Source organism: Streptomyces violens, from assembly GCF_000717745.1.
Taxonomy (GTDB): domain Bacteria; phylum Actinomycetota; class Actinomycetes; order Streptomycetales; family Streptomycetaceae; genus Streptomyces; species Streptomyces violens.
Genome location: NZ_JOBH01000030.1, coordinates 1 through 24,615 on the forward strand (window position 1 = coordinate 1; position 24,615 = coordinate 24,615).

The 24,615-nt window shown below is 70.4% G+C and carries 26 protein-coding genes; 11 read left to right on the top strand and 15 right to left on the bottom strand.

What is annotated here, in order from left to right; translation table 11 throughout:
• Positions 1-39 precede the first annotated feature (39 nt).
• The 8 genes from IF04_RS0134615 to IF04_RS0134650 all read right to left on the bottom strand — a co-directional run bounded on the left by IF04_RS0134615 (position 40) and on the right by IF04_RS0134650 (position 8,646).
• Positions 40-441, bottom strand: coding sequence for an RNA-binding S4 domain-containing protein (locus tag IF04_RS0134615; protein ID WP_030267405.1), 402 nt, complete (start codon positions 439-441; stop codon positions 40-42).
• A 138-nt stretch (positions 442-579) separates the two neighbouring features.
• A complete protein-coding gene (locus tag IF04_RS0134620; RefSeq protein ID WP_030267407.1) occupies positions 580-1,566 on the bottom strand; it encodes an aldo/keto reductase in 987 nt (328 codons plus the stop codon).
• A 169-nt stretch (positions 1,567-1,735) separates the two neighbouring features.
• Positions 1,736-2,494 (bottom strand): class I SAM-dependent methyltransferase, encoded by a 759-nt coding sequence (locus IF04_RS0134625; protein WP_030267409.1) that lies wholly within the window; start codon positions 2,492-2,494, stop codon positions 1,736-1,738.
• Between the two features lie 108 nt (positions 2,495-2,602).
• Positions 2,603-5,002, bottom strand: coding sequence for an ATP-binding cassette domain-containing protein (locus IF04_RS0134630; RefSeq protein WP_030267412.1), 2,400 nt, complete (start codon positions 5,000-5,002; stop codon positions 2,603-2,605).
• 33 nt (positions 5,003-5,035) lie between these two features.
• A complete protein-coding gene (locus IF04_RS0134635) occupies positions 5,036-5,452 on the bottom strand; it encodes a VOC family protein (RefSeq protein ID WP_030267415.1) in 417 nt (138 codons plus the stop codon).
• Positions 5,453-5,462: 10 nt separating this feature from the next.
• On the bottom strand, positions 5,463-5,936 hold the full coding sequence (locus IF04_RS0134640; protein ID WP_030267419.1) for a helix-turn-helix transcriptional regulator: 474 nt from the start codon (positions 5,934-5,936) through the stop codon (positions 5,463-5,465).
• Positions 5,937-5,972: 36 nt separating this feature from the next.
• A complete protein-coding gene (locus tag IF04_RS0134645) occupies positions 5,973-7,475 on the bottom strand; it encodes a sugar porter family MFS transporter (protein ID WP_078601190.1) in 1,503 nt (500 codons plus the stop codon).
• Positions 7,476-7,671: 196 nt separating this feature from the next.
• Positions 7,672-8,646 (bottom strand): LacI family DNA-binding transcriptional regulator, encoded by a 975-nt coding sequence (locus IF04_RS0134650; protein ID WP_030267424.1) that lies wholly within the window; start codon positions 8,644-8,646, stop codon positions 7,672-7,674.
• Positions 8,647-8,919: 273 nt separating this feature from the next.
• Here IF04_RS0134650 and IF04_RS0134655 point away from each other — a divergent pair, with 273 nt between their 5' ends.
• Together IF04_RS0134655 and IF04_RS0134660 are read left to right on the top strand one after the other, a co-directional pair.
• A complete protein-coding gene (locus IF04_RS0134655; RefSeq protein WP_051831832.1) occupies positions 8,920-9,987 on the top strand; it encodes a Gfo/Idh/MocA family oxidoreductase in 1,068 nt (355 codons plus the stop codon).
• Positions 9,984-10,808, top strand: coding sequence for a TIM barrel protein (locus IF04_RS0134660; RefSeq protein WP_245654603.1), 825 nt, complete (start codon positions 9,984-9,986; stop codon positions 10,806-10,808). Before IF04_RS0134655 ends, IF04_RS0134660 begins: the two co-directional genes overlap by 4 nt.
• Before the next feature lie 2 nt (positions 10,809-10,810).
• Here the strand turns inward: IF04_RS0134660 and IF04_RS0134665 are convergent, their stop codons facing one another.
• Positions 10,811-11,185: a VOC family protein gene (locus IF04_RS0134665; RefSeq protein ID WP_030267432.1), complete on the bottom strand. Its 375-nt coding sequence runs from the start codon at positions 11,183-11,185 to the stop codon at positions 10,811-10,813.
• A 189-nt stretch (positions 11,186-11,374) separates the two neighbouring features.
• Between IF04_RS0134665 and IF04_RS0134670 the strand changes: the two genes are divergently transcribed.
• The 3 genes from IF04_RS0134670 (at position 11,375) to IF04_RS0134680 (ending at position 12,968) form a co-directional block, all read left to right on the top strand.
• Positions 11,375-11,881 carry a helix-turn-helix domain-containing protein gene (locus tag IF04_RS0134670; protein WP_051831833.1) on the top strand — a complete coding sequence of 169 codons (507 nt, stop codon included), beginning with the start codon at positions 11,375-11,377 and terminating at the stop codon, positions 11,879-11,881.
• 28 nt (positions 11,882-11,909) lie between these two features.
• Complete coding sequence (locus IF04_RS0134675) at positions 11,910-12,521, top strand: hypothetical protein (protein ID WP_030267439.1); 612 nt, start codon at positions 11,910-11,912, stop codon at positions 12,519-12,521.
• A 102-nt stretch (positions 12,522-12,623) separates the two neighbouring features.
• Entirely contained in the window at positions 12,624-12,968 is a 345-nt protein-coding gene (locus IF04_RS0134680) for a DUF2516 family protein (RefSeq protein WP_030267443.1), read from the top strand.
• An 80-nt stretch (positions 12,969-13,048) separates the two neighbouring features.
• Here the strand turns inward: IF04_RS0134680 and IF04_RS0134685 are convergent, their stop codons facing one another.
• Together IF04_RS0134685 and IF04_RS0134690 are read right to left on the bottom strand one after the other, a co-directional pair.
• On the bottom strand, positions 13,049-14,458 hold the full coding sequence (locus tag IF04_RS0134685) for a PP2C family protein-serine/threonine phosphatase (RefSeq protein WP_030267448.1): 1,410 nt from the start codon (positions 14,456-14,458) through the stop codon (positions 13,049-13,051).
• Between the two features lie 347 nt (positions 14,459-14,805).
• Positions 14,806-15,858 (bottom strand): C40 family peptidase, encoded by a 1,053-nt coding sequence (locus tag IF04_RS0134690; RefSeq protein WP_425428494.1) that lies wholly within the window; start codon positions 15,856-15,858, stop codon positions 14,806-14,808.
• Between the two features lie 400 nt (positions 15,859-16,258).
• Between IF04_RS0134690 and pstS the strand changes: the two genes are divergently transcribed.
• From pstS to pstB, 4 genes are all read left to right on the top strand, one after another.
• Positions 16,259-17,380: a phosphate ABC transporter substrate-binding protein PstS gene (pstS, locus tag IF04_RS0134695; RefSeq protein ID WP_030267452.1), complete on the top strand. Its 1,122-nt coding sequence runs from the start codon at positions 16,259-16,261 to the stop codon at positions 17,378-17,380.
• Between the two features lie 93 nt (positions 17,381-17,473).
• Positions 17,474-18,469 carry a phosphate ABC transporter permease subunit PstC gene (gene pstC / locus IF04_RS0134700; protein ID WP_030267453.1) on the top strand — a complete coding sequence of 332 codons (996 nt, stop codon included), beginning with the start codon at positions 17,474-17,476 and terminating at the stop codon, positions 18,467-18,469.
• A complete protein-coding gene (pstA, locus tag IF04_RS0134705) occupies positions 18,466-19,545 on the top strand; it encodes a phosphate ABC transporter permease PstA (protein ID WP_030267454.1) in 1,080 nt (359 codons plus the stop codon). The genes pstC and pstA overlap by 4 nt, the downstream gene beginning before the upstream one ends.
• A 32-nt stretch (positions 19,546-19,577) precedes the next feature.
• On the top strand, positions 19,578-20,357 hold the full coding sequence (pstB, locus tag IF04_RS0134710; protein ID WP_030267455.1) for a phosphate ABC transporter ATP-binding protein PstB: 780 nt from the start codon (positions 19,578-19,580) through the stop codon (positions 20,355-20,357).
• 171 nt (positions 20,358-20,528) lie between these two features.
• On the opposite strand, the gene IF04_RS0134715 is transcribed toward pstB, so the two are convergent.
• Both IF04_RS0134715 and IF04_RS0134720 read right to left on the bottom strand, forming a co-directional pair.
• Positions 20,529-21,527: an inorganic phosphate transporter gene (locus IF04_RS0134715; RefSeq protein ID WP_030267456.1), complete on the bottom strand. Its 999-nt coding sequence runs from the start codon at positions 21,525-21,527 to the stop codon at positions 20,529-20,531.
• A 9-nt stretch (positions 21,528-21,536) separates the two neighbouring features.
• On the bottom strand, positions 21,537-22,157 hold the full coding sequence (locus IF04_RS0134720; protein WP_030267458.1) for a DUF47 domain-containing protein: 621 nt from the start codon (positions 22,155-22,157) through the stop codon (positions 21,537-21,539).
• A 219-nt stretch (positions 22,158-22,376) separates the two neighbouring features.
• Between IF04_RS0134720 and IF04_RS0134725 the strand changes: the two genes are divergently transcribed.
• Positions 22,377-22,778, top strand: coding sequence for a metal-sensitive transcriptional regulator (locus IF04_RS0134725; protein ID WP_030267461.1), 402 nt, complete (start codon positions 22,377-22,379; stop codon positions 22,776-22,778).
• A 124-nt stretch (positions 22,779-22,902) separates the two neighbouring features.
• Here the strand turns inward: IF04_RS0134725 and IF04_RS0134730 are convergent, their stop codons facing one another.
• Entirely contained in the window at positions 22,903-23,094 is a 192-nt protein-coding gene (locus IF04_RS0134730; RefSeq protein WP_063829574.1) for a hypothetical protein, read from the bottom strand.
• Positions 23,095-23,289: 195 nt separating this feature from the next.
• Complete coding sequence (locus tag IF04_RS0134735; protein WP_030267470.1) at positions 23,290-24,147, bottom strand: SCO4651 family lipoprotein; 858 nt, start codon at positions 24,145-24,147, stop codon at positions 23,290-23,292.
• 139 nt (positions 24,148-24,286) lie between these two features.
• On the opposite strand from IF04_RS0134735, the gene IF04_RS0134740 reads away from it, so the two are divergent.
• Positions 24,287-24,487, top strand: coding sequence for a hypothetical protein (locus IF04_RS0134740; RefSeq protein WP_211259906.1), 201 nt, complete (start codon positions 24,287-24,289; stop codon positions 24,485-24,487).
• The last annotated feature ends 128 nt before the right edge of the window (positions 24,488-24,615 follow it).

Sequence of the window (24,615 nt, forward strand, 5' to 3'; positions counted from 1 at the left end):
CCCCCTAGACAGTCAGCGCGGGCCGCCGCCCCGCCCCCCTCAGCTCGGCCCCTCCCCCGGCCCCCCGCCCCGGGACCACAGGCGTTCCATCTCTCGGCGGTCACGCTTTGTCGGGCGGCCCGTGCCGCGGTCGCGGATCGGGACCTGTACGGCGATCTCGCGCGGGGGCGGGGGTGGGCTGTTGTCGATGTAGCACTCGGCCGCGACCGGGGCCCCGACTCGCTTCTTCACAAGTCGCTTCACCACCACGATCCGGTCCCGGCCGGCGTGCCGCAGCCGGACCTCGTCGCCGGTCCGCACGCCGTGCGCCGCCTTCACGCGCTCGCCGTTGACCCGTACGTGCCCGCCGCGGCACGCCGTGGCCGCCATCGACCGTGTCTTCATGAGCCGCACGGACCAGATCCAGCTGTCGATCCGCACGCTCCCCTCGTCCTCACTCATGTCTCCGACTTTACGGCGGGACGGCGCGGGGCGAGCGGAGCTGTGGACAAGTCCGGGGGTGTGGAAAACCCCGTCACCCCGCCAACCCCGTCACCCCAGTCGCTCCAGTCGCCCCCGCCACCCCCATCGCCGCAACGGTCAGCGGTTCACGAAGCTCAGGCTCGTCGCGTCGTACCGCGTACCGGCCACCGCCTCTGCCGGGGCCACCGCGTCGATCGCCGCCAGCTCGTCGGCGGAGAGCCCGATGGCGACCGCGGCGACGTTCTCCAGCAGGTACTTCTCGCGGCGGGTGCCCGGGATCGGCACGACGTCCGCGCCGCGGTGCTGCACCCAGGCCAGCGCCAGCTGCCCGGCCGTGACGCCCTTCTCCGCGGCCAGCTCGTTCAGCCGCTCGACGATGGCGAGGTTCCGCTCCAGGTTGCCGTCGGCGAAGCGCGGCTGCGTACGCCGTACGTCGCCCTCCGCCAGCCCGTCCACGGACCGGTACTGCCCGGTGAGGAACCCGCGGCCGAGCGGCGAGAACGGCACGATCCCGATGCCCAGCTCCCGGCAGACCGGGGCGATCTCCTCCTCCAGGTCCCGCGTCCACAGCGACCACTCGCTCTGCAGCGCGGCGATCGGGTGCACCGCGTGCGCCCGCCGGATCGTCTCCACGCCCGCCTCGGACAGCCCGAGGTGCCGCACCTTCCCGGCCGCGACCAGCTCCGCCATCGCCCCGACGGTCTCCTCGATCGGCACCTCGGGGTCGACGCGGTGCTGGTAGTACAGGTCGATGTGGTCGACACCGAGCCGGCGCAGCGAGGCGTCGCACGCCTGGCGTACGTACGCGGCGTCGCCCCGGATCGCGGTCGGCTCGCCGAGCTTGTTGGCGAAGCCGAACTTCGTGGCGATCACGGCGCGGTCGCGGCGGTCGGCGACGGCCCGCCCGACCAGTTCCTCGTTGTGCCCGGCCCCGTAGAAGTCGGAGGTGTCCAGGAGGTTCACACCGAGGTCGAGCGCGCGGTGGAGGGTCGCGATCGACTGCGCGTCGTCCGAAGCGCCGTATCCGTGACTCATCCCCATGCAGCCCAGCCCTTGCGCGGAGACGGTCAGGGTGCCGAGCTGCCGGGTCGGAATGCTGGTCATGCGATTACCTCCTGAAGTGCCCCGTCCCCCGTGGGCGAGGACTGTGTCGGGCTCACGTCAGGGACGGTAGGAGTTGGAGTGCACTCCAAGTCAAACCCCTTGGCCTGGAGTGCACTGACGTCAAACCCTTTGGCAGCGGCGGCAGTCCGGGCGCGGCGCCCGGCCACCGCTACGGCTTGCGCGCCTCGATCAGGAAACGCGTGGAGTGCGCGACGAACGGCCCCTCCTCCAGGATCTTCTCGTGCAGCTCGCGCAGCCGGTCCCGGTACTGCCCAACGGTGAAGCCGGGCACCATCCAGATCACCTTCCGCAGGAAGTAGACGACGGCGCCGATGTCGAAGAACTCCATCCGCAGCCGCTCGAACCGCAGGTCGGTGACGTCCAGCCCGGCGGCCTCGGCCGCCGCCCGCTCGTCGTCGGGATGCCGGCCCCGCCGGACCTCCGCGGGCTGCGGACCGAGGAAGTACTCCACCAGCTCGAACACGCTCTCATGTCCTACGTGCTGCGCGAAGTACGTGCCGCCGGGCCGCAGTACGCGCGCGATCTCCGCCCACCACACCGTCGCCGGATGCCTGCTGGTCACCAGGTCGAACGCATCGTCGGCGAACGGCAGCGGCGGCTCGTCCGCGTCGGCGACGACCACCGCGCCGAGCGGGTGCAGCAGCCGGGTCGCCTTGGTGACGTTCGGCGGCCAGGACTCGGTGGCGGCCATCACCGGCGGCAGCTTCGGCGCCCCGGCGAGCACCTCGCCCCCGCCGGTCTGGATGTCCAGCGCGGCCGACACCCCCGCCAGCCGCTCGCCCATCAGCCGCTGGTACCCCCACGAGGGCCGCGCCTCGGTGGCCCGCCCGTCCAGCCACGAGAAGTCCCACCCCTCGACGGACACGGAATCGGCCTCGGCCACCAGCTCATCAAAATCGCGCACCATACGGGCATCCTCACTCCGCCCCCGATCATCGGCAAACGATTTCCAGGGCGGTCGGTACCGGATCCTGGGAGGGGCGGTGCCGTGCGTCCGCCAGTCGTACCGTCCCGATCAGTTGCCGACGTACGCCGCCAGGTGCTCGCCGGTCAGGGTGGCGCGGGTGGCGACGAGCTCGGCCGGAGTGCCCTCGAAGACCACCTTGCCGCCGTCGTGGCCCGCGCCCGGCCCGAGGTCGATGATCCAGTCGGCGTGCGCCATGACGGCCTGGTGATGCTCGACCACGATGACCGACTTGCCCGAGTCCACGAGCCGGTCCAGCAGGCCGAGCAGCTGTTGCACGTCGGCGAGGTGCAGGCCCGCGGTCGGCTCGTCGAGGACGTAGACGCCGCCCTTCTCGCCCAGGTGCGTGGCCAGCTTCAGCCGCTGCCGCTCACCGCCGGAGAGCGTGGTGAGCGGCTGGCCGAGGGTGAGATAGCCGAGCCCGACGTCGCCCAGCCGCTCCAGGATCTTGTGCGCGGCCGGCACGCGTGCCTCACCCGCGGCGAAGAACTCCGCGGCCTCGGTCACCGGCATCGCGAGCACCTCGCTGATGTCACGCCCGCCGAGGCGGTACTCCAGTACGGCGGCGTCGAACCGCTTCCCGTCGCACTCCTCGCAGGTCGTGGAGACGCCGGCCATGATCGCCAGGTCCGTGTAGACGACGCCGGCGCCCTTGCAAGTAGGGCAGGCGCCCTCGGAGTTGGCGCTGAACAGCGCCGGTTTCACGCCGTTGGCCTTGGCGAACGCCTTGCGGACCGGGTCGAGCAGTCCGGTGTACGTAGCGGGGTTGCTGCGCCGCGAGCCGCGGATCGCCCCCTGGTCGACGGACACCACGCCCTCCCCGGCCGCCCCCGGCTGCTGACACAGCGACCCGTGCACGAGCGAGCTCTTGCCGGACCCGGCGACGCCCGTGACGACGGTCAGTACTCCGAGCGGGATGTCGACATCGACGTTCCGGAGGTTGTGCGTCGAGGCGCCGCGGATCTCCAGTGCGCCACTGGGCTCGCGCACCGTCTCCTTCACCGCGACCCGGTCGTCGAAGTGCCGGCCGGTGACGGTGCCGCCGGCCCGCAGCCCCTCGACGGTGCCCTCGAAGCAGACGCTGCCGCCGCCCGAACCGGCACCGGGGCCGAGGTCCACGACGTGGTCGGCGATCGCGATCAGCTCCGGCTTGTGCTCCACGACCAGTACCGTGTTGCCCTTGTCCCGCAGCCGCAGCAGCAGGTCGTTCATCCGCTGGATGTCATGGGGGTGCAGGCCCGTGGTCGGCTCGTCGAAGACGTACGTGGTGTCGGTGAGGGACGAGCCGAGGTGCCGGATCATCTTGACGCGCTGTGCCTCGCCGCCGGACAAGGTGCCGGACGGCCGGTCGAGCGAGAGATAGCCGAGGCCGATCTCCACGAACGAGTCGAGGTTCTGCTGCAGCGCGGTGAGCAGCGGCGCCACCGAGGGCTCGGCGAGTCCGCGTACCCATGCGGCCAGGTCCCTGATCTCCATCGCGCAGGCGTCGGCGATGTTGATCCCCTTGATCTTCGAGGACCGGGCGCCCTCGTTGAGCCGGGTGCCCGCGCAGTCGGGGCAGGTGCTGAAGGTGACCGCCCGCTCCACGAACGCCCGGACGTGCGGCTGCAGCGAGTCGACGTCCTTGGACAGCATCGACTTCTGGATCTTCGGGATCAGCCCCTCGTACGTCAGGTTGATGCCCTCGATCTTGATCTTGGTCGGCTCCTTGTACAGCAGGTCGTGCAGCTGCTTCTTCGTGAAGCGGCGGATCGGCTTGTCCGGGTCGAAGAACCCGCAGCCGGTGAAGATGCGGCCGTACCAGCCGTCCATGCTGTAGCCGGGGATCGTGAGCGCGCCCTCGTTCAGCGACTTGCTGTCGTCGTACAGCGCGGTCAGGTCGATGTCGGTGACGGCGCCCCGGCCCTCGCAGCGCGGACACATCCCGCCGGTGATGCGGAAGCTGCGCCGCTCCTTCACGGTCCGCGCGCCGCGCTCCACGGTGACCGCGCCCGCGCCGCTGATCGAGGCGACGTTGAAGGCGAACGCCTTGGGCGAGCCGATGTACGGCTTGCCGAGGCGGCTGAAGAGGATGCGCAGCATGGCGTTGGCGTCGGTGGCGGTGCCGACCGTGGAGCGCGGGTCGGTGCCCAGCCGCTGCTGGTCGACGGTGATCACGGTCGTCAGTCCGTCGAGCACGTCGACCTCGGGCCGCGCGAGCGTCGGCATGAATCCCTGCAGGAAGGCGCTGTACGTCTCGTTGATCAGCCGCTGCGACTCCGCGGCGATCGTGTCGAACACCAGCGAGCTCTTGCCCGAGCCGGAGACGCCGGTGAACACCGTCAGCCGGCGCTTCGGGATCTCGATGCTGACGTCCTTGAGATTGTTCTCGCGGGCGCCGTGCACACGGATCAGATCGTGGCTGTCGGCGACGTGCGGCGCGGGCGACTGCGCGCCGGTTCTCTTGACCATGCTCTTCAAGTCTCCTTCTGCCAGGCCCGGTACTTACTTACCGCGGGGCTGGTTGAAGCGGAGCATGTTTCCCGCGGGGTCGCGGAAGGCGCAGTCGCGGACCCCGTACGGCTGTTCCATCGGCTCCTGGAGCACCTCGGCTCCCGATGCCTGGATGCGCTCGAAGGTGGCGTCGACGTCGTCGGTCGAGAAGATCACGCCGCGCAGCATGCCCTTGGCCAGCAGTTCCGCCATGGCCTGCTTGTCGGCGGGCGAGGCGTTCGGGTCGGCGGCGGGCGGTTCCAGCACGATCTCCACGCCGGGCTGCGACGGCGAGCCGACCGTCACCCAGCGCATCCCCTCGAACCCGACGTCGTTGCGGACCTCTAGCCCGAGTACGTCCCGGTAGAAGGCGAGTGCCTTGTCGTGGTCGTCGACGGCGATGAAGCACTGCGAAAGGTTGATGTCCATGGCGCTCACGCTACGGGCGGGGAGCGCGCCTGGCTTCTCCATTCGTGACCGGTTCTTCGCTCCCGGCGGCTGCGCCGTTCTCGAGCGGTTCCGCGTTTCTGACCGGGCGCGTGAAGATCTTGGCGACGCAGGCCGGGATGGCGGCGCCCTGCTCGTGCGGGCGGGCCCGGTACGCGCTCGGGCTCTCGCCCACCAGCTCGGTGAAGCGCGAGCTGAACGACCCCAGCGACGTACACCCGACCGCGAAGCAGACCTCCGTCACCGACAGGTCGCCGCGCCGCAGCAGGGCCTTGGCGCGCTCGATCCTGCGGGTCATCAGATAGCTGTACGGCGTCTCCCCGAAGGCGGCGCGGAAGCTGCGCGAGAAGTGGCCGGGCGACATGTGCGCCGCGCGCGCCAGCGCGGGGACGTCGAGCGGCTCCGCGTACTCGCGGTCCATCAGGTCACGGGCCCGGCGGAGCTGGACCAGATCCGAGAGCGTCACGCGACCAGCATCCCACGCGGCCCGCCGGGCAGCCGGTCAAGCGGCCGGGGCAGGGCCCGGGGATCCGGTACGGAAGTGCTCCTCGATCTGTTCGAGGGAGCGGTTACGCGTTTCGGGGATCTTCCTGGCGGCTGCCGCTGCGGCGAGGACGTTGAGCGCGGCGAAGACGAGGAACGTGGTGGTGCCCCCGACGCCGGCCAGCAGGATGGGGAAGGTGAAGGTGACCAGCGCGTTGACCAGCCAGAGGAGCAGTACGGCCGCGCCCATGCCCAGTCCGCGGATCTTGATGGGGAAGATCTCGGACAGCATGACCCACGTGACGGGCGAGACGGCCGCCTGCTGGAAGACGAGGAAGGCCAGCATGCAGGCCAGGATCAGGTAGCTGCGCAGGGTCGATGCGCTGGTACCGGGCTCGGCGTGGAAGGAGAACGCCACGCCGATGGCGATGAGCGAGGCGACGATCCCGAGCTGCCCGGTGATCAGCAGCGGGCGGCGTCCGACCCGGCCGATGAGGTACAGGCTGAAGGCGGAGGCGAGGACGGCGACGACGCCGTTGGCGATGGTCGCGGTGAGGGCGGCCTGTGAGCCGAGCCCTGTCTGCTGCAGGATGGTCGGCGCGAAGTACATGATCGTGTTGATGCCGGTGATCTGCTGGATGACGGCGAGCCCGAGTCCGATGAGGAACACCCGGCGTACCCAGGGCACGGCCAGCTCCGACCGGCCCCCGCCGGTACGGGCCGTCCGCTTCTCCTCCTCGACGACCTCGCGCATCCGGTCCAGTTCGGCGTCCACCGCGTCCGTGCCCGCCTCCGTACCCGCGTCGGCGTCGCGGATGCGGAGCAGGGTCCTGCGCGCCTCGGTGAAGCGCTCCTTGGAGGCGTACCAGCGCGGGGTCTCCGGCATCAGCAGCATGCCGAGGTAGAGCAGGGTGGACGGGATGGTCGCCAGGGCCAGCATCCAGCGCCAGGTCTGGTCGCCGCCCCAGGTGGCGGCCAGGGCCGCGTTGGAGCTGTACGCGACCAACTGCCCGGTCACGATCATGAGTTGGTCGACGGCGACCAGCCGTCCGCGTGCGTGGGCGGGGGCGATCTCGGCGAGGTAGACCGGGACGGTGGTGGAGGCCGCGCCGACCGCGATACCGAGTACGGCACGGGCCACCACCATGGCCTCGGTGTTCGGGGCGAGCGCCGTGGCGAGGGCCCCGATGACGAAGAGGAAGGCCAGGGCCAGGATGTTGTGGCGGCGGCCGTAGCGGTCGGACAGCCGGCCGCCGAACGCGGCGCCCGCGGCGGCCCCCAGCAGCAGGGACGCGGTGACCAGCCCCTCGGTCACCGGGGTCAGTCCCAGCCCGCCGGCCTGCGGGGACTTCGTCATGAACGGCAGGGCGCCGGCGATGACGCCGGTGTCGTACCCGAAGGTCAGTCCGCCCAGGGTGGCGACGGCGGCGATGGCCGTCATCGACCGTCTTTTGGGGGCGGGCGGTTCCGGCGGCGTGGCGGGAACGGTGTCGGCGAGCCCTGGGGACGGGGTGCTCGGCATGGAAGCTCCTCTCAGCGAACGTCCGTCATCGGGCGGTCGCTTCATTGCGGCTCGGAGAGATGCCGTTAGGGAACTAGCACGTTCTAGAGCATGTCAAGACATTCGCACGAAGCATTTTCCGACGGGTGTGAGAATTCGACGGGCGTGGGAAGCGGGCCGCGGAGAGCGGTTCCAGGGAGCGGGCAGCGGAGTCGGCTCAGGGACGGACCGGGCCCGTGGTGGCGCGCTCGACCAGGCGAGGGGTGAGGACGACCTCTTCCGGCTGCCGGCCCGCAATGAGGGCGAGCGCGTGGGTCACCGCGGCCTCGGCGAGCTCGGCGGCATTCTGCGAGACGGTGGTCATCTGTACGTGCGGCAGCTTGGCCAGCCGCGAGTCGTCGTAACCGACCACGGAGATCTCGCCGGGCACATCACACCCCTGACGTGCGAGAACGTCCAGTACGCCACTGGCGCAGCGGTCGTTGAACGCGATCACGGCGGTGGGCGGCACCGGGCGGCCCAGCAGGTACCGCATGCCCTCCGCGCCGGCGGTCTCGGTGAGGCCGCCGGCCAGTACATCGGCGGTGTCCTGCAGCCCGTGCCCCGCCATGGCCTGCAGGAACCCGAGGCGGCGGTCGGAGCTGCCGGGGGCGCCCGCGCCGTCGATGTGCGCGATCCGCCGGTGGCCGAGCGCGACGAGGTGGTCGACCGCGAGCCCGATGCCGGCGGTGTCGTCACTGCGGACGACGCCGACGCCGGGGAGGTCGGTGTGGCGGGCGACCAGCAGTGTCGGCAGCCGGCGCGCGAGCCGGGTCAGCTCGTCGGTCTCCAGCTCGCTGCCGAGGAGGATCGCGGCCTCGCAGCGCTCGCGGAGCAGCGCGTTGACCGCGGTGGTCTCGCTGCGGCTGGGCGCCACCGCGCTGATCATGGCTTCATAGCCGTGCTGACCTGCGGCGGCGTAGATCTTCTCCACGAGGTCGCCGTGGAAGGGCTGCTGGAGCTCGAAGGTCACTCCGAGCACCCGCGAGCGGGACTGGCGGAGCTTCTGGGCGCGCTGATCCGGCACGTATCCCAGCTCGTCCGCGATCCGCAGGACGCGCTGCCGGGTGGCCTCGCTGGCGCCCGGCACGCCGCGTATCACGATCGAGACGAGCGCGGTGGAGATCCCGGCGGCACGGGCCACGTCGGCCATCGTCGGCCGGCCACCGCGCGCACGGCTTTCACCTGGGCTTTTGCGGACTGCGCGGCCGTCCCCGGAGCCGCGCGGACGGGCCGTGCGTCGGCGCCGTCCGGCCGCTCCTCCGGCTCCCCCATCCGCCTCTCCTGCCTGGCCGTATGCCTGGTCGCGCCGCCTCCGGCCACTCGCCGGAACGTCTCGGCCGAGCATATCGACCCCTTGACCAATCACCGCGGGCGCTCTACGTTCTCCCGGACTAGAACGTACTAGTTGATCTCGGAGCCCCGCATGCCTGCATCCACCGCACCCGCGGCATCTGCCGAATCCCTCGCCGCATCCGGCACCCTGCGACTGGCCACGATCGGCGCCGGCCGGATCGGCGCGAACCACGCCGAAATCGCCGCCCGCCGCATACCGGGCGCCGCCCTGGCCGCCGTCAGCGACCCGGTGGCCGACGCCGCGGAACGCCTCGCGACCGAACTCGGCGTCCCGCACGCCACCACCGACGCCGCCGAGGTACTCGGCCGGGACGACATCGACGGCGTACTGATCACCGCCCCCGCCCGCGCCCACACCGATCTGGTCGTGGCGGCGGCCGCGGCCGGCAAGCACGTCTTCGTGGAGAAGCCGATGGCCGTGGCGCTCGCGGACGCCGACCGCGCGATCGCCGCCGCGGACGAGGCGGGCATCGTGCTCCAGGTGGGCTTCAACCGCCGCTTCGCGCCCGGCTTCGCCGCCGCCCGCGCCGCGATCGACAACCACAAGGTCGGCACCCCGCAGCTGCTGCGCTCGCTTACCCGTGACCCCGGCCCGTTCGCCGCCGACCCGTCCCGCATCCCGCAGTGGACGATCTTCCTGGAAACCCTCATCCACGACTTCGACACCGTCTGCTGGCTCAATCCCGGCGCCACGCCGGTCAGCGTCCACGCCACCGCCGACGCGCTGATCCGCCCGGACGCCAAGGCCGCCGGCCACCTCGACACCGCCGTCGTCACCATCCGCTTCGACAACGGCGCCATCGCCACCACGGAGGCATCCTTCTCGGCGCTGTACGGCTATGACGTACGCGCGGAGGTCTTCGGCTCGGCCGGCATGGTGACCGCAGGCGACGCCCGCAGCACCGACATGACCTTCTACGGCGCCGACGGCATCCACGCCGACACCGCCCGCCGCGACACCGAACTGCTGCGCGCGGCCTACACCGCCGAGCTGACCGCCTTCGCCGACGCGATCCGCCACAAGAACCCGGCCCCCGTGACCGGCCACGACGCCCGCCGCGCCCTGTCCGTCGCACTGGCCGCCATCCGCAGCGTCGAAACCGCGGCCCCCGTCGCGATCGCCGAGGTGACCGAGTGACGCTCTCCACCGCCCCCTTCGCCCTGGCCGCCAGCGCCGAAATGCTCTACCTGGACCGGCCGTTCACCGAACGGGTCAACCGCATCGCCGAACGCGGCTTCCAGGTCGAGATCTGGGACTGGTCCACCAAGGACATCGCCGCCCTGGCCGCCACCGAGGCGACGTTCTCCTCCATGACCGGCTATCTGACCGGCAACCTCACCGACCCCGACGGCATCGACGCCCTGCTCACCACGGCCCGCAAGTCCCTGGACGTGGCCGCGCAGTTGGACTGCCCGCGGCTGAACCTGCACGGCACCGGCCTGGGCGGCAAGGGACTCCCGGTCCGCCCGGTCGAGACGGTCACGCCCACCATGTGGCTGACCGCCGCCGACACCCTCCGCCGCGTCGCGGCCCTCGGCGAGGAAGCCGGCCGCGTCTTCACCCTGGAGAACCTCAACCTCGCCGTCGACCACCCGGGCACCCCCTTCGCCCGCGCCGCCGACACCCTCGCCCTCGTACGCGCCGTCAACAGCCCGTACCTACGCATGAACCTGGACCTCTACCACGCCCAGATCGGCGAGGGAAACCTCATCGACCTGACCCACCAGGCGCTCCCCTACATCGGCGAGATCCAGGTCGCGGACGTCCCCGGCCGCTGCGAGCCCGGCACCGGCGAAATCCACTACCCGGCCATCGCCCGAGCCCTCCACCAGTCCGGCTACACCGGCGTCGTCGCCCTGGAAGGCTGGGCCCACGACGACCCCGACACAGCCCTGGACGCCTTCCGGACGGCCTTCACCTGCACGCAGGACACCTCGGAGGCGAACTCGGCTCGCTGAACTCAGCTCAGTCGGGCCCGCAGCAGGCAGAATTCGTTGCCCTCGGGGTCGGCCAGGACGTGCCACTGCTCCTCGCCGCTCTGGCCGATCTCGGCCGGACGCGCCCCGAGCTTCAGGAGGCGCTCGAGCTCGGCGTCCTGGTCGCGGTCGGTGGCGTTGACGTCGAAGTGCATCCGCAGCTTGCCCGTCTTGGGCTCGGTGCTGGGGACGAAGACCAGCGTCGGCTGCAACCCGCCGAACCCTTCCCGCGGCCCGATCTCCACCGCGCCGCCGTCATCGTCGTCGAGCACGATGAAGTCCAGCACCTCACACCAGAACGCCGCCAGCCGCTGCACATCCCGGCAAGGAATGATCAGTTCCGAAATCCGACAAGCCATGATCGGCACCTTAAGGCCATCAACGACCCGCGGCCAGTGGTTAAACGGCCCAGGGTCGCGACGAGACCAGAAGGCTTGCCGGGCCCGCCCGGGGCCTCTCACGCTCGCCCCCCCCGACTCCCCCGCGACGCGGAACACTTTTGCTAGCGGGTGCTTGCAATAGTTAGCGATGGGGTGCAGGATCGGGGTATGGCATCACTCAACGTCGGCAATCTCGGGGAGTTCCTGCGGGAGCAGCGGCGCAATGCGCAGCTCAGCCTCCGGCAGCTCGCCGATGCCGCCGGGGTGTCCAATCCGTACCTCAGCCAGATCGAGCGCGGTCTGCGCAAGCCGAGCGCGGAGATCCTGCAGCAGCTGGCGAAGGCCCTGCGGATCTCGGCCGAGACCCTGTATGTACAGGCGGGGATACTCGACGAGCGGCGGGACCCGGACGGGCTGGAAGTGCACAGCGCGATCCTGACCGATCCGGCCCTGAACGAGAAGCAGAAGCAGGTGCTGCTGCAGATCTACGAGTCGTTCCGCAAGGAGAACGGCTACAGCTCGGACATCGCGCGCGCCGAGGGTCTGGACCTCGACCGGACCGCGCCGGAAGGCGAGCCCGGCAGCGGCGACGAGCACGGCAGTACGCGCAAGGGCAGTACGGGCAAGGGCAAGAAGGGCACCCAAGAGGCCGACGGCGACCCGCACGCCACCTGAGCAACCGATTCCAGGAGGAAGAACCGCCATGGCCATCACCGACGACCTCCGCAAGACGCTGACCGACCCCACCCCGCTGTACGCCCTGGCCGGCACGGCCGACCTCGCCGGCGAGAAGCTCAAGGAGGTCCCGGCGCTGGTGGACCGCCTCCGTGCCGAGGCGCCCAAGCGCTTCGAGGAGGTACGCACCACCGACGCCAAGGCCGTGCAGGACCGCGTCTCCAAGCAGGCGAAGGAGGCCCAGGACAAGCTGTACGAGCTGCTGGGCTCCCTGGACACCGACCTCAAGAAGATCCGTGAGCAGGCCCAGGACCTCGCGCTGCAGGGCGTGGGCCGCGTGGCCGAGTACGCCGTCAAGGCCCGCGAGGGCTACGACGAGCTCGCCGAGCGCGGCCGCGGCGCCGTGCAGACCTGGCGCGGCGAGGTCGCGGACGAGGTCGAGGAGCTGGCGGTCGCGATCGAGCCGGAGACCGAGCAGGAGCCGAAGTCCGGCGCGGCCAAGGCCGAGCCGGCCAAGGCCGGGGAGGCCAAGCCGGCCGCCGCCAAGGACGGGGCCGAGGCCAAGTCCGAGCCGGCGAAGAAGCAGGCGCCGGCCGCCCGCAAGACGACGGCCAAGAAGACCACGCCGCCGGCGAAGTAAGCCGCGGGGCAGGAGAGCGGGCCGGGCACGTACGACGTGCCCGGTCCGTTCTACCGGTACGGTGACGAGGACAGTCCGACAGTCAACGGGTGGTGGAACGGCATGCTGATCCAGGGATTCAACAATCTGCTGTGGCTGATTTCGCTCGCCATGCTGGTCTTCAGCGCGTTCGCGTTCGTCGACTCCGCCATCCGCCGCGAGGACGCCTATCGCGCCGCCGACAAGAAGACCAAGCCGTTCTGGCTGATCATTCTGGGCCTGGCGACGCTGGTCAACGTGCTCTTCGGGATCATGGCGTTCCTGCCGATCATCGGTCTGATCGCGACGATCGTGTACATGGTCGACGTCCGGCCCGCGCTCAAGCGGGTCTCCGGCGGCGGCAAGGGCCCGCGCCGCGGCGGCTCCAGCTCCGACGGCCCGTACGGCCCGTGGAACGGCGGCCGCTGACCCCTCCCGGGGGCTTCTGACGGCACCGGCCCCTCAGCCCTACGCGTACCGGCTTCTCAGCCCCACGCGTACCGGCCCCTTCAGCCCCACGCACCCCCGCGGTCCAGCAGCAGGACCGCGAGATCGTCGGTGAGTTCGCCGCCGTTGAGGTCGCGTACTTCGGTGACGGCGGCGTCGAGCAGCGCCTCGCCGCGCAGGCCCGCGGCCATCCGGGCGGCCACGAGATCGACCATCCCGTCCTGGCCCAGGCGCTGATTGCCGTCCCCGACCCGGCCCTCGATCATGCCGTCGGTGTACATCAGCAGGCTCCAGGCGCCGCCCAGCTCCACCTGGTGGCGCGGCCAGCGGGCGCGCGGCAGCAGGCCGAGCGCGGGGCCGCCGCTCTCGTACGGGAGCAGCCGCGGCGGGCGGCCGGCCCGGGCCAGCAGCGGTGCCGGGTGGCCCGCCAGGCAGACCCCGGCGCTCCGCCCGTCCGGCGCGATGTCGACCGTGCACAGCGTCGCGAAGATCTCGTCGTTGTCGCGCTCGTTCTCCAGCACCCGCTGGAGGGTGGAGAGCAGTTCGTCGCCGCACAGGCCGGCGAAGGTCAACGCGCGCCAGGCGATACGGAGTTCCACGCCGAGGGCCGCCTCGTCGGGGCCGTGCCCGCAGACGTCGCCGATCATCGCGTGGACCGTGCCGTCGGGCGTGCGGACCGTGTCGTAGAAGTCGCCGCCGAGCAGCGCACGGCTGCGTCCCGGGCGGTACCGGGCGGCGAACCGCAGGTCGGAGCCCTCCAGGAGGGGCGTGGGCAGCAGGCCGCGCTCCAGGCGGGCGTTCTCCTGGGCGCGCAGCCGGGACTCGGTGAGCTGGCGCTGCGCGAGGTCGGCACGCTTGCGTTCCACGGCGTAGCGCACGACGCGGCTGAGCACCGCGCCGTCCAGCTGCTCGCGGGAGAGGTAGTCCTGGGCCCCGACGCGTACGGCTTCGGCGCCGCGCTCCGCGTCCGCCTCGGCGGTCAGCGCGAGCACGGCGTGGCGCGGGGCGAGCCGCAGGACCGCGCGCAGCGGCTCCAGCTCGTCCGGTGCCTCGGTCTCGTCGGCGTCGGGGCGGCTCTCCCGGTCCCCGGCCTCCCGCGTCTCCTGGCCGGGCATGGCCGCCAGGTCGAGCAGGACGCAGTGCACGTCGTCGGTGAGCAGCCGCTGGGCCTCGGTGAGGTTGCGGGCGGTGCGGACCCTGACCTTGTGACCCTGGCCGTCGGACATCTCCGGTACGGAGCTGGTGGGGTCCTCGCCGATCACCAGAAGGGTCAGCCCGTGGCTGCCGGTGCCCGGCGCGGCCGGAACGGGCGCGTGCGCCGGATCCGGGAGCGTGTCCGCGCCGTCCTGCGGGCGCGCGGGGTCCCCCAGCGCGGGTTCCTGCGCCGGGCGCGCGGACTCGGGCGCGCCGTTCACCGGGCCTGCAGCCGGTGGCAGCACGGCCGTGCGCTGACGCGGTCCGGGTACGGGCATGTCCTCTGGTTCCTTCCCTCCCCCCGAGGGTGCGGCGGCGGTGACCGACCGGCGCACCACCGTGCCCGGTTCCGCGCCGCTCATCGGTCCTACGAGCGGTGCGCCACCGGGCACTGGAAGGCGACCTTAGCGCCAGTACGGGCCCGTACGGAATGGCGGACGGCACGCAAGGCCGGCCATAAACCCGGGTACGGCGGCGATTTGGCCGTCCTGGGGAGAAATGCGGAATGACGAACATCACCCCGGGCACACGCTCGGCAACCGGACGGTGACGGTGTTTTTCCCGTTCCGATGCCGGAATCACAGCACGGACACGGCGCGCACACAGTGCAATACGGTACGTCGGGTCAGCGCTTCGCGTCCGGCCGTACGACACCCAGGATCCGCATCGATCCGGCCCCGGCGAGGGTCACTTGGCGGCCGGGCCGCGGGGCGTGCACGATCGCGCCATCACCCAGGTACATCCCCACATGACTGGCGTCCTCGTGGTAAATGATCAGATCGCCGGGGCGCATGTCCTCGATGTCGATGTGCGGCAGTTGCCGCCATTGTTCCTGTGACGTGCGCGGAATGGGACGGCCCGCCGATTCCCAGGCACGCATCGTGAGTCCGGAACAGTCGAAGGTGTCCGGGCCTTCTGCGCCCCACACGTAATCCTTGCCGATCTGTTCCGTCGCGTAGGAAATCGCCTTCTTGCCCGCTGCGGACGCGGTACCGCCGATGTCGGCCAGAATTCCGGAATCCAGCCATTTCGTCTGCGCCTGCCGGGCACGGTCCTCTTCCAGCTTCTTCAGCCGGGCCTTTTCCTCGGCCTTCAGACGCGACTCGATCCGCTCCGCGGCGTCGATCTTCTGCTCGATGTCCTTCTTCGCCGCGGCCTTCTTCTCGCGCTCTTTCTCCAGCTTCTCCCAGCGCTCGGTGGCGTCCTCGGCATAGTTCTGCAGATCGCTCTCGGCGCGCGCCAGTTGACCCAGTACGCCGCGGACCGCGTGCTGTCCCTTTCGGGCGAGCGTGGCGTGATCGAGGAACCCCTCCGGGTCCTTGTCCAGCATCAGTTTCGCCTCGGCGGGCAGGCCGCCGCCGCGGTACTGCGCGCTGGCCAGCGAGCCGGCCCGGCGCTGCAATTCCTTGCGTTTGTGCTGCGTACTGACGATGTTCTTCGCCAGCTTCACGATGTCCTTCTGCTGGCGCTCGACCTGTTCTTTTGCGGCGTTGTACGCGTCGGTGGCCCGCTCCGCCCGGCGATAGAGGCCGTCGATCTTCTTGCGTACCTCCTCCAGGTCCCGCGTGCTCGCGGGGGCCGGGTCAGCGTGCGCCGCCGGTACCGGGCCCACCAGGGCGCCCGTCGCGCCCAGCACCACGGCCGCGCAGGCCAGCGCCGCGCCGCGTCGCACGTTCACGTGCCGCCGTTCCACCGGGCTCCTCACGGGCCACCTCCGGTCACTCGCCGTACGCGTCGTCCGGGCGCGGACGCCCCCGCCCTGCAGCGGACCTCAGCCGCGGATGCTGCCATACCGACTGGTAATACAGAAGGGCCACGCATCACTTCTTCCGGGAGATCACCGTCCGGTCCGGTACGCACCGGGCGATTTTGGCCGCACCCATCCGACGGCCGAGGTTCACCCCTCGTTCACTCTCCTCCTTCGGCGCCTTCACCTGATCTGCCTAATTTCGGCCTTACCGAGTGCGCGTCATGCCCGGAAGGCGGCGCGGCACCGCATAGCTGGACACCTCAACTGATTCATTTCACGGCCCAGCACGCCACTGACCACGGCGGGCCCCAGGAAGGAACTCTCGACAGTGAAGCTTCAGCGCAAGACCCGGGTTCGCGCCCTCGCCGTTGGCGCTCTCGCCGTCTCCGGAGCCCTGGCCCTCTCGGCGTGCGGCTCGGACGACACCACGGGCGGTCCCGGCGCCTCGTCCGCCAAGGCCGCGAACATCAAGTGCGACGGCAAGGGCAAGCTCCTCGCCTCCGGCTCCTCGGCGCAGAAGAACGCCATGGACGTCTGGGTGCAGAACTACTCCGGCGCCTGCAAGGACACCGAGATCAACTACCAGCCCACGGGCTCCGGTGCCGGTATCACCACCTTCCTGCAGGGCCAGACCGCCTTCGCCGGCTCCGACTCGGCGCTCGAGCCGGCCGAGGTCGAGAAGTCGAAGCAGCTGTGCAAGACCGGTCAGGGCATCAACCTGCCGATGGTCGGCGGCCCGGTCGCCATCGGCTACAACGTCCCGGGTGTCGAGGACCTCGTCCTGGACGCCGAGACCCTCGCCAAGATCTTCGACTCGGAGATCACCAAGTGGAACGACCCGGCGATCAAGAAGCTCAACCCCAGCGCCAAGCTGCCTGACCTGAAGATCCAGGCGTTCCACCGCTCGGACGAGTCGGGCACCACCAAGAACCTCACCGAGTACTTCAAGGCGGCCGCGCCGAAGGCCTGGAAGCACGAGCCCGACAAGGCCTGGGCCGGCAAGGGCGGCCAGGCCGCCTCCGGCTCCTCCGGCGTCTCCTCGCAGGTCAAGCAGACCGCCGGCGCGATCTCCTACTTCGAGCTCTCCTACGCCGAGTCCAGCAAGGTGAACACCGTCAAGCTGGACACCGGCGCCAAGGAGCCGGTCGAGGCCGACGTCGACAACGCTTCCAAGGCCATCGCCGAGGCCAAGCGGGTCGGCAAGGGCAACGACCACGCCCTGGAGCTGGCCTACGACACCAAGGCCGAGGGTGCCTACCCGATCACCCTGGTGACCTACGAGATCGCCTGCGACAAGGGCAACAAGAAGGAGACCCTGCCGGCGACCAAGTCCTTCCTGACCTACATGGCCAGCGAGGACGGCCAGGCCGCACTGAAGGAGCTGGGCTACGCCCCGCTGCCCACCGAGATCGCCAAGCAGGTCCGCAAGACCGTCTCGACGCTCTCCTGACCCACCGGGCGGCGGCCGGCGCGCCACGCGCAGGCCGCCGCCCGTCCGGTGCACCGCCGCCTGGAGCCACCGGCTCCGCAGACCGGAGAACCCATGGATACCTCAGCGATACCCCAGAACCCCCCGCCCGCAGCGCCCGCCGCACCCTCCGAGGTGAGCGGCAAGGCCGTACGCCCCGGTGACCGGATCTTCCTCGGTCTCTCGCGCGGCTCCGGCATCGCGCTCCTGGTGATCATGGCCGCCATCGCGGCCTTCCTCACCTACCGCTCCGTCCTGGCCATCCAGGGCGACAAGGCGAACTTCTTCACCACCTTCGAGTGGGACCCGAGCGGCGCCGAGCCCAAGTTCGGCATCGCCGTCCTCGCCTTCGGCACCGTCGTCAGCTCGATCATCGCGATGATCATCGCGGTCCCCGTCGCGGTCGGCATCGCCCTCTTCATCTCGCACTACGCGCCGCGCAAGCTGGCCGCGCCGCTGGGCTACGTCATCGACCTGCTCGCCGCGGTCCCCAGCATCATCTACGGCCTGTGGGGCGCGCTCTTCCTCGTGCCGCACCTGACCGGCCTGTACAGCTGGCTGGACAGCTACCTCGGCTGGACCGGGATCTTCAGCTACTCCCAGGGCGCCGCGCGCTCGCTGTTCACCGTCGGCATCCTGCTGGCGATCATGATCCTGCCGATCGTCACCAGCGTCAGCCGCGAGGTCTTCCTCCAGGTCCCGAAGATGCACGAGGAGGCCGCGCTCGCCCTCGGCGCCACGCGCTGGGAGGTCATCCGCATGTCGGTGCTGCCCTTCGGCCGCTCCGGCATCATCAGCGCCTCGATGCTGGGCCTGGGCCGCGCGCTCGGCGAGACCATGGCCGTCGCCACGGTCCTCTCCCCCAGCTTCCTCATCGGGCTCAGCCTGCTGGACCCGGGCGGCGGCACGTTCGCGCAGAACATCGCCAGCAAGTTCAGCGAGGCGGACACCTTCGGCCAGGACGCGCTGATCGCCTCCGGCCTCGTCCTCTTCGTCATCACCCTGCTCGTCAACGGAGCGGCCCGCCTGATCATCGCCCGCCGCAAGGAGTACTCGGGGGCCAACGCATGAGTAACGTCGTCACCGAGCCGCGTCCCGTGGCCGACAGCGCACCGCTTCCCGTCTCCCTCAAGCAGGCCCGCCTGCCCCGCTGGTCCCCGCCGGTCTTCGCGCTGGCCGCGCTCGCCGCGGGCGCCGGTATCGGCATCGTCGCCGGCCTGGACAGCAAGATCCAGTGGGGCCTGATCGCCGCGCTGCTCTTCATCATCGGTACGTTCGGCATCTCCGCGAAGGTCGAGGGCGCCCGGCAGGCCAAGGACCGGCTGGCCACCAGCCTGGTCTGGATCGCCTTCCTGCTCGCCGTCCTCCCGCTGGCCTCGCTCCTCTGGGAGACCGTCGACCGCGGCCGGAAGGTCCTGGACGGGTACTTCCTCACCCACTCCATGGGCACCCTGCCCGACGCCATGGTCGGCGGCGGCATCAACCACGCGATCACCGGCACCCTGCAGCAGGTGGGCCTCGCCACCCTGATCGCCGCGCCGATCGGCCTGCTGACCGCGATCTACCTCGTCGAGTACGGGCGCGGCAAGCTCGCCAAGGCCGTCACCTTCTTCGTCGACGTCATGACGGGTATCCCCTCGATCGTCGCCGGCCTCTTCGTCCTCTCCGTATGGATCCTGATCCTCGGCTTCGGCCCCTCCGGCTTCGCCGGCGCGATGGCGCTGGCCATCCTGATGATGCCGGTCGTGGTGCGCTCCACGGAGGAGATGCTGAAACTGGTACCGAACGAGCTGCGCGAGGCGTCCCTCGCCCTCGGTGTACCGAAGTGGCGCACCATCCTCAAGGTCGTCCTGCCCACCTCCATCGGCGGCATCACCACCGGCGTCATGCTGGCGATCGCCCGCATCACCGGCGAGACCGCGCCGGTGCTGCTCCTGGTGTGGGGCGCCAAGACGATCAATAACAACCCCTTCGAAGGCGCCCAGCAGTCCCTCCCGCTGTACGTGTACCAGCAGTGGCAGCAGGGTTCCGACGCGAGCTACGACCGTGCCTGGGCCGCGGCTCTCGTCCTCATCGCCTTCGTCATGATCCTCAACCTGGTGGCCCGCGGCATCGCCCGCTGGAAGGCCCCCAAGACCGGCCGCTGACCGCAGCGGGCACGAAAGAAGCAGTGATTCCCATGGCCAAGCGAATCGACGTCAGCGGCCTCTCCGCCTTCTACGGCAGCCACAAGGCCATCGACGACATCTCCATGACCGTCGAGCCCCGCTCGGTGACGGCCTTCATCGGCCCCTCCGGCTGCGGCAAGTCCACCTTCCTGCGCACCCTGAACCGCATGCACGAGGTCACCCCCGGTGGCCGCGTCGAGGGCAAGGTGCTGCTGGACGACGAGAACCTGTACGCGTCGGGCGTCGACCCGGTCGCCGTCCGCCGCACCGTCGGCATGGTCTTCCAGCGCCCCAACCCCTTCCCCACCATGTCGATCTTCGACAACGTGGCGGCGGGCCTGCGCCTGAACGGCGATGTGAAGAAGAAGTCCGAGCTGAACGACGTCGTCGAGAAGTCCCTCAAGGGCGCCAACCTCTGGAACGAGGTCAAGGACCGGCTGAACAAGCCCGGCTCCGGCCTCTCCGGCGGCCAGCAGCAGCGCCTCTGCATCGCCCGCGCCATCGCGGTCGAGCCGCAGGTCCTGCTGATGGACGAGCCCTGCTCCGCGCTCGACCCGATCTCCACCCTCGCCATCGAGGACCTGATCGGGGAGCTCAAGGAGCGCTTCACGATCGTCATCGTCACGCACAACATGCAGCAGGCCGCGCGCGTCTCGGACCGTACGGCGTTCTTCAACCTGGCCGCCGTCGGCGAGCCCGGCAAGCTCGTCGAGATCGACGAGACCGAGCGCATCTTCTCCAACCCGTCGGTCCAGGACACGGAGGACTACATCTCCGGCCGCTTCGGCTGAGTCGCCCTGCGCGACGGTCGGCCGACCGACGCCACCCACGTCTCGCGGTGCTGCATGGCGGTGCCACCGCAAGACGGAGGGCCCGCCCCCAGTGATGGGGGCGGGCCCATTTTGCACAATCCAGCCCGTCCGGCGTTTGAGGACCGGGGTCCGGGGCGGAGCCCCGTGCAACTAGCCGAACGCCAGGTTCACAACCCAGTACGAGGCAGCGGCCACCGCCGCAGCCGCCGGCATCGTGATGAACCAGCCCAGGATGATGTTCTTCGCGACGCCCCAGCGCACCGCGCTGACCCGCTTGGTGGCGCCGACGCCCATGATCGCCGAAGTGATCACGTGCGTGGTGGAGATCGGCGCATGGAACATGAACGCGGTACTGAACATGATCGACGCACCGGTCGCCTCGGCTGCGAAGCCCTGCGGCGGGTCCAGCTCGATGATCTTCCGGCCGAGGGTGCGCATGATGCGCCAGCCTCCCGCGTACGTACCGAGCGACAGCATCGCCGCGCAGGCGATCTTCACCCAGATCGGGATCGGGTCGCCCGGCCCCTCGACACCGCCGATGACCAGCGCCATCACGACGATGCCCATCGTCTTCTGGGCGTCCTGCAGACCGTGGCCGAGCGCCATGCCCGCCGCCGAGACCGTCTGCGCGATACGGAAGCCGCGCTTGGCCTTGTGCGGGTTGGAGCCCTTGAACATCCACAGGATGGCGACCATGACGAAGTAGCCGACGATCAGACCGACCAGCGGCGACAGGAACATCGGGAGAACGATCTTCTCCCAGACGCCCGACCAGTAGACGGTCGAGGACCCGGCGAGCGCCGCGCCCACCATGCCGCCGAACAGCGCGTGCGAGGAGGAGGACGGCAGACCGAAGTACCAGGTCACCATGTTCCACGCGATGGCGCCGATCAGCGCAGCGAAGAGGATCATCATCCCCTGCTTGCCGCTGGGCGTCTCGATCAGGCCCTCACTGACGGTCTTGGCGACCCCGCTGCCCAGGAAGGCACCGGCGAGGTTCATCACCGCCGCCATCGCGAGCGCGGCCCGTGGCGTCAGCGCGCGCGTCGAGACCGAGGTCGCGATCGCGTTCGCGGAGTCGTGAAAGCCGTTGGTGTACGTGAATCCGAGCGCGACCGCGATGGTCACGATGAGCGCGAAGGTGTCCATGGCCGGGGCTCAGGACTCCTTCACGGCGATCGTCTCGACCGTGTTGGCCACGTGCTCGAACGCGTCGGCCGCCTCTTCGAGGATGTCCACGATCTGCTTGAGCTTCAGCACCTCGATGGCGTCGTACTTGCCGTTGAAGAGGTGGGCGAGCAGCTTGCGGTGGATCTGGTCGGCCTGGTTCTCCAGGCGGTTGACCTCGATCCAGTACTCGGTGAGGTTGGACATCGTCCGCAGGTTCGGCATGGCCTCGGCGGTGAGCTCCGCTGCCCGCGCCAGTACCTCGATCTGCTGGTCGACGCCCTTGGGCAGTTCCTCGACGTTGTAGAGGACGACCAGATCGACGGCCTCCTCCATGAAGTCCATGATGTCGTCGAGCGACGAGGCGAGGTTGTAGATGTCCTCGCGGTCGAACGGCGTGATGAACGAGGAGTTCAACTGGTGGAACACCGCGTGGGTTGCGTCGTCCCCCGCGTGCTCCGCCGCTCGCATCCTCTCGGCGATCTCTGCCCGCGCGGAGGCGTCCGCCCCGAGCAGTTCCATCAGGAGCTTGGAGCCCGTGACGATGTTGTCCGCGGAGGCGGCGAACATGTCGTAGAAGCTCGTCTCCCTGGGGGTCAGACGAAAGCGCACGTGAAATCCTCGGGGTGCATCGGATTCGGTCGAGATGATGCTAGGCGCATCATCCAGCCACTGCTAACCGGCATTACCTCAGTGTCGCCCATCGGGCAGCATGCTCTGCACGGGGTACCTGCCCCGCGCGCTGTGCGAGGTATCTCCCTCGTGCGCGAAATTCTGTACCATATACCCGCCAGGGGTATATGAACCGGCTACGTACCAGGGGAGAAGCCCATGACGACCACGGACGCCGACGCCGACGGCACCACCGCAGCCGCCGGGGCCTGCCACGGCGCGGAGCCGCAGGGCGTGCCCGAGGGCGACCCCCGGGCGGTGACCAATCACGATCTGGGCATCCATGGGTACGCGAAGCAGAAGGACGCCCACATCAAGCGGCTGCGCCGCATCGAGGGTCAGATCCGGGGTCTCCAGCGGATGCTGGAGGAGGACGTCTACTGCATCGACATACTCACCCAGGTCTCGGCCAGCACGAAGGGCCTGCAGTCCTTCGGCCTGCAGCTTCTCGAGGAACACCTGCGGCACTGCGTCGCCGACGCGGCCGTGAAGGGGCCGGAGGCCATCGACGAGAAGGTCAAGGAAGCCACCAAGGCCATCGAGCGCATGCTGCGTACGTGACGTACGCCGCCCGTCGATCGGAGAGCGGGGCAGGGTCCGGGCCCCGATTGCCGATCCTGGCCGTGCGGTGAGTGATCCGGCGTGATGTATCCCACGCCGGGCCGCGGCCGAAAACGACCGCTCCCTACAGACGCTGAGTGGTTGCGGAACGCTGCTCCACCCCCGTTGCGGACTCTCTGGCGTCACGGTCCGCGTCCACGTCCAGCACCTCGTCGATACGGTCCGGGCTGAGGCGGTCCTCCGGGGAGGTCGCCGCCGCGATCATCAACTCACCAGCCAGGTCGATCTCGACGAGGGCCACGTGGTCCTGAGTCATCTGACTGCGGTGCGGCGCCACGTACAACACCTCCTCCTTCGAGGCCCATGCCACTCTTCTGGCGGTTACCGCCCAGGGTAGGGACGCGTGCACGCCCCGCGCATGGCACGGATGGACCATTTACGCCGCCCGGCAAGCCCTAGGGGCACATGCCCGGCCACTGAGCCGCAGGCCCGGGACGCCCGGCCCCGCGGGTCAGCGGCCGCCGGCCGCCGCGATCCGCCCCGTGTAGATGTCCGCCCGCCGCGGCAGCTCGACCGGCGCCTTCGTGCCGAAGCCCGAGTACGAGAGCGTGGACGTCACGTCCGTGCCACGCGGCGAGCCGTTGGCGAAGGAGAACCGGTACTGCAGCTTGCGCAGCCGCCCCGCCTCGTCGAGGTACGCCTCGAACGGCACCGCGTCGGTGGTGAATCCCTTCTCGGCCGCGGTCAGCGAGGGCTTGGTGCGCTTCGAGGCGGCGCCGGCGGCCACCCCGATGTCGGCCGTGCCGCGGTAGTGCCGCACGCGCACCCCGTGCAGCAGCTCCTCGCCCTCGTACGTCGCCCGCCGGGTGCCGCGCAGCAGTTCGGCCGCGGCCAGCGGATCGGTCGCGCCGCCCGTGACGAGATTGCCGTCGGACAGCGCCGTGGTGTCCACCCGCACCCACTTGTCCGCGGGCACCCCTGCGCCGCGGTTCTTCATGTAGAGCGCGCCGGGCGCGAAGATCTCGGTGATCGGCTCGCGCACCCGGCCGTCCGGCCCGGCTGGCTCCGGCAGCACCAGCCGCAGCCGCCCCGTGCCGCGTCGGTAGTCGTAGTGACCGGCGCCGCGGATGGCGACACGGGTGCCGCCGCTGATGGTCTCCAGGGTCGTCCGCACCTGTGAGGTGGCGCCGCGCATGAGCGTGTCGGCGCTCTGCCGGAGCGCCACCGAGGGGGCGGTGCCCGCGGGCGTGTCGTCGGCGACGGCGCCATCCGTCGTACACCCCGATGTCAGCAGGCCGGCTCCCAGCGCCAGCCCCGCCGCCGTGGCGACGGCGACGGCCCCGCCGCTCCGTCTGTCCTGCACCACCATCGCGCACGAGCCCCCTGCCGCTGTCGCGCCGCCGTCCCGCCGCCGCACGGCGCGGCCGGCATCGGGCAACCATTTCGTTCAACGACCGTTCATGTGGCCCGTCACGCCCGCCTGGGCCAACCGGCAGTAGCGTGGTCGTGTGCCGTACGCGATCCAGGACCCGCAGCAGACCACCGCCCCCGACGCCGGGACCGGCGCCTCCGGGGCGCACCGCACCACGACCATGGAGCGCGGGGCGTTCTGTCTCGCCCGGTGCAGCTGCGGCTGGTCGGGCCCGGCCCGCCGCGCCCGCTCCCAGGCCCGCACGGACGCGGAGCGGCACTCGGGCGACGGTCACTGACCTTCAGGGGCCGTCACTGGCCTTCAGGGGCCGGTCGCTGTCCTTCAGGGGCCGCTGCTCGTACGCCCCCGTAGTCCCCCCGTTCACTCCTCGCGCCCCGTCCCCGGTGGAACCCGCTGCCCCACTTC